Here is a 4,778-nt window from a genome sequence, read left to right as displayed (position 1 = left end):
TACGCATCCAAGGTGCGTCTTCGTTCCAGTCTTCCGAACGCCACGAGTTCTGCACCGCGCGGAACACACGCTCCGGGTGCGGCATCATGATGGTCACGCGACCGTCGCGGCTGGTCAAACCGGTGATACCGCGCGGCGAGCCGTTCGGGTTGGCCGGGTATTTCTCGGTGACCTTGCCGTGGTTGTCGACGAAACGCATTGCCACGCAACCCGACAGATCGGCTTGCAGCAAGGCTTCTTCGCTGGCGAATTCGGCATGGCCTTCACCGTGGGCGATGGCGATCGGCATGCGCGAACCGGCCATGCCCTGCAGGAAGATCGAGTTCGACTCCTGGATCTGAACCATGGCCACGCGGGCTTCGAACTGCTCGGAACGGTTACGCACGAAGTGCGGCCAGAACTCGCTGCCCGGGATCAGTTCGTGCAGGTTGGACATCATCTGGCAACCGTTGCACACGCCGAGGGTGAAGCTGTCGGTACGTTCGAAGAAGCCCTGGAAGGCATCGCGAGCGCGACTGTTGAACAGCGCGGACTTGGCCCAGCCTTCGCCGGCCCCCAGTACGTCGCCGTAGGAGAAACCGCCGCAAGCGACCATGCCCTTGAAGTCGTTCAGGTCGACACGGCCAGCCAGGATGTCGCTCATGTGCACGTCGATCGCGTTGAAACCGGCACGGTCGAACGCGGCCGCCATTTCCACCTGACCGTTGACGCCCTGCTCACGCAGCACGGCAACCTGTGGGCGAATGCCTTTCTTGATGTAAGGCGCGGCGACGTCCTGGTTGACGTCATAGCTGAGCTTGACGCTCAGGCCCGGGTTGTCTTCTTCCAGCAGCACGTCGAACTCTTGTTCGGCGCAGTCGGCGTTATCACGCAGACGCTGGATCTGGTAGCTGGTTTCAGCCCACTGACGTTGCAGCAGACGACGCTGACCTTCGAATACGGTATCGCCGTTAAACGTGATGCTGATCTCGCCGTTGTTCATCGGCTGACCAATCACCGATACGCAGTCGCCCAGGCCAGCAGCGCTGAACTGCGCGAGGATATCCGCGGTGGCGTCCTGGCGAACCTGGATCACAGCGCCCAGTTCTTCGTTGAACAGGATCGCGGCGATATCGGCGGAAGTCTCTGCCAGACCGTCGAGGTTCAGGCTCAGGCCACAGTGGCCGGCAAACGCCATTTCCACCACGCTGGTCAGCAGACCACCGTCGGAACGGTCGTGGTAAGCCAGCAGGTGACCGTCGGCGTTGAGGCCCTGGATCACGGCGAAGAAGGCTTTCAGGTCTTCGGCGTCATCGACGTCCGGTGCCTGTTTGCCGAGCTTGCCGTGAACCTGAGCGAGGATCGAGGCACCCATGCGGTTCTGGCCGCGACCGAGGTCGATCAGGATCAGGTCGGTGGTGCCCTTGTCCATGCGCAGTTGCGGGGTCAGGGTCTGACGGATGTCAGCCACTGGCGCGAAACCGGTCACGATCAGCGACATCGGCGAAGTGACAGCCTTATCGACACCTTCGTCGTTCCAGCGAGTGGCCATGGACATGGAGTCCTTGCCCACCGGGATGGTGATGCCCAGCTCAGGGCACAGTTCCATGCCGACCGCTTTCACGGTGTCATACAGACGTGCGTCTTCACCTGGGTGACCGGCAGCGGACATCCAGTTCGCCGACAGTTTGATGTCGGAGATCTTGGCGATGCGCGAGGCGGCGATGTTGGTCAGGGTTTCGCCGATGGCCATGCGGCCCGACGCCGGAGCGTCCAGCAGGGCCAGCGGAGTGCGCTCGCCCATGGCCATGGCTTCACCGGTATAAACGTCGAAGCTGGTGGCGGTAACGGCAACGTCGGCCACCGGAACCTGCCACGGGCCGACCATCTGGTCACGGGCCACGAGGCCGGTGATGGTGCGGTCGCCGATGGTGATCAGGAAGCTTTTGCTGGCCACGGCCGGGTGATGCAGGACGCGCTCGACGCAGTTGGCGATGTCGAGGGTCGACGGATCGAAATCGTCGCCCAGCTCGTTTTCACGAACCACCGAACGGTGCATGCGCGGGGCTTTGCCCAGCAGCACTTCGAGCGGCATATCCACCGGGCTGTTGCCGAAGTGGCTGTCGGTCACGGTCAGTTGCGGCTCGGCAGTGGCTTCGCCGACTACCGCGAATGGGCAACGCTCACGCTCGCAGATCGCCTTGAAGCGTTCGAAGTCCGCCGGGCCGACTGCCAGAACGTAGCGTTCCTGGGATTCGTTACTCCAGATTTCGTGCGGGGCCATGCCCGGCTCGTCGTTTGGAATGTTGCGCAGTTCGAAACGGCCACCACGGTCGCCATCGTTGACCAGTTCCGGGAAGGCGTTGGACAGACCGCCCGCGCCGACGTCGTGGATGAAGCTGATCGGGTTTTTGTCGCCCAGTTGYCAGCAACGGTCGATGACTTCCTGGCAACGACGCTCCATCTMGGGGTTTTCACGTTGTACGGAAGCGAAGTCCAGGTCTGCCGAGCTGGTGCCGGTGGCCATGGAGGAAGCCGCGCCGCCACCCAGACCGATCAGCATCGCCGGGCCGCCAAGCACGATCAGCTTGGAGCCAACGACGATTTCGCMTTTCTTGACGTGTTCTTCACGGATGTTGCCCATGCCGCCAGCCAGCATGATCGGCTTGTGGTAACCGCGAACTTCATCGCCATGGGGCGTGGTGATCGACTGTTCGAAGGTACGGAAGTAGCCGGTCAGCGCCGGACGGCCGAATTCGTTGTTGAATGCAGCGCCGCCCAACGGGCCTTCGATCATGATGTCCAGCGCGGTAACGATGCGCTCGGGCTTGCCGTATGGCACTTCCCACGGCTGTTCGAAGCCCGGGATCTGCAGGTTCGACACGGTGAAACCGGTCAGGCCAGCCTTTGGCTTCGCGCCACGACCGGTGGCGCCTTCGTCGCGAATCTCGCCGCCGCTACCGGTGGATGCGCCCGGGAACGGGGCAATCGCGGTCGGGTGGTTGTGCGTTTCGACTTTCATCAGAATGTGCACCGGTTCCTGCACCGCGCCGTACTGGCGGGTTTCAGGGTCCGGGAAGAAACGACCGGCCACGGAACCGACGATGACCGAGGCGTTGTCCTTATAAGCCGACAGAACACCTTCGCTGTGCATCTGGTAGGTGTTCTTGATCATGCCGAACAGGCTTTTTTCCTGGCTCTGACCGTCGATATCCCAACTGGCGTTGAAGATCTTGTGACGGCAGTGCTCGGAGTTCGCCTGGGCGAACATCATCAGTTCGATGTCGTGCGGGTTGCGCTTCAAACCAAGGAAGGCATTGACCAGGTAGTCGATTTCGTCTTCGGCCAGGGCCAGGCCCAGCTCGGTGTTGGCTTTTTCCAGCGCGGCGCGGCCGCCACCCAGCACATCGATCGCGGTCAGGGGCTTGGGTTCGGCGTGGCTGAACAGGCCGGAGGCTTGTTCGAGGTTGCCCAGCACAATCTGGGTCATGCGGTCGTGCAGCGCGTCTGCGATCAGCTGCGCTTCGGCGTCGCTGAACTGGCCGGCGACGTAAAACGCAATGCCGCGTTCCAGGCGCTGGATCTTGGTCAGGCCGCAGTTGCGAGCGATATCGCTGGCTTTACTGGACCACGGCGAAATGGTGCCGAAACGCGGCAATACCAGGAACAGACGACCAGTGGGCTCTTGTACCGGAACGCTAGGGCCGTACTTCAGAAGGCGCGCGAGCACCTGCTGTTCGTCGCCGGTCAGGACGCCGGTAACTTCGGCGAAGTGAGCGAATTCAGCATACAAGCCGCTGACAGCTGGAACCTTCTGGCTCAGTTGCTCAAGGAGTTTGCTGTGGCGAAAGGCAGAAAGGGCAGGAGCGCCGCGCAGGATCAACATCTTCGGGACAGCCTCGGGAAGGGGTGTGCTTTGAGGCCGTGCATTCTAGCCTAAACCGCCCGCGACATCACCCGAAACGGTGCACGCGGTTGCACCCGAACGTCGGGCCGGGTATTCGGGCCCTGAACAGGTGCGCGCCGGGGGTTATTTTTTCTGTCAAAAAATGCTGTTCGGGCCCATTCCTGCGGGCTCCAAGCGGGTTTTTGAAGCCCTAGCAGACAAGCCCTTCTCTGTCGAGATATGGCGCTCGTGGTCCTTTGCGTATACTGCGCAGATGTTTTTCCCAACGGCTTTGCGTCCGCGGTACGCCAAATGGCTGATCGCAACCGGACTCTTCCTGATGCTCAGTGGCTGTGTTGATAAACCCAACACGCTGGAGCGCGTAAAGGAGGATGGCGTGCTGCGGGTGATTACCCGGAACAGCCCCGCCACCTACTTTCAGGATCGCAATGGTGAAACCGGCTTCGAATACGAGCTGGTGAAGCGCTTCGCCGACGATCTGGGGGTCGAACTCAAGATCGAAACCGCCGACAATCTCGACGACCTGTTCAATCAGGTGGGCAAGCCAAATGGCCCGGTGCTGGCCGCTGCCGGCCTGGTCAGCAGCGAGGACCGCAAAAAGCAGGTGCGGTTTTCCCATTCCTACCTCGAAGTCACCCCGCAGATCATCTATCGCAACGGCCAGTCGCGGCCGACCGACGCAGGCGATCTGGTCGGCAAGAAGATCATCGTGCTCAAGGGCAGCACCCACGCCGAGCAATTGGCAGAGCTGAAAAAGAAATATCCCGGCATTGAATACGAAGAGTCCRACGCAGTTGAAGTCGTCGACCTGCTGCGTATGGTCGACGAAGGTCAGATCGACCTGACCCTGGTCGACTCCAACGAAGTGGCGATGAACCAGGTCTACTTCCCC

General features: G+C 61.5%; 2 protein-coding genes. One reads left to right on the top strand and one right to left on the bottom strand.

The genetic code is table 11. The features are described 5' to 3' along the window. The coding region (gene purL, locus AC1DLB_RS21570; RefSeq protein ID WP_477785607.1) for a phosphoribosylformylglycinamidine synthase at positions 1 to 3,865 on the bottom strand (3,865 nt) is incomplete at its 3' end. 274 nt (positions 3,866 to 4,139) lie between these two features. Between purL and AC1DLB_RS21565 the strand changes: the two genes are divergently transcribed. Continuing rightward, on the top strand, positions 4,140 to 4,778 hold a 639-nt coding region (locus AC1DLB_RS21565; protein WP_477785606.1), incomplete at its 3' end, for a transporter substrate-binding domain-containing protein.

This window comes from Pseudomonas sp. 05N434 (assembly GCF_056396965.1).
This window is presented reverse-complemented; position numbering and strand designations above follow the sequence as displayed.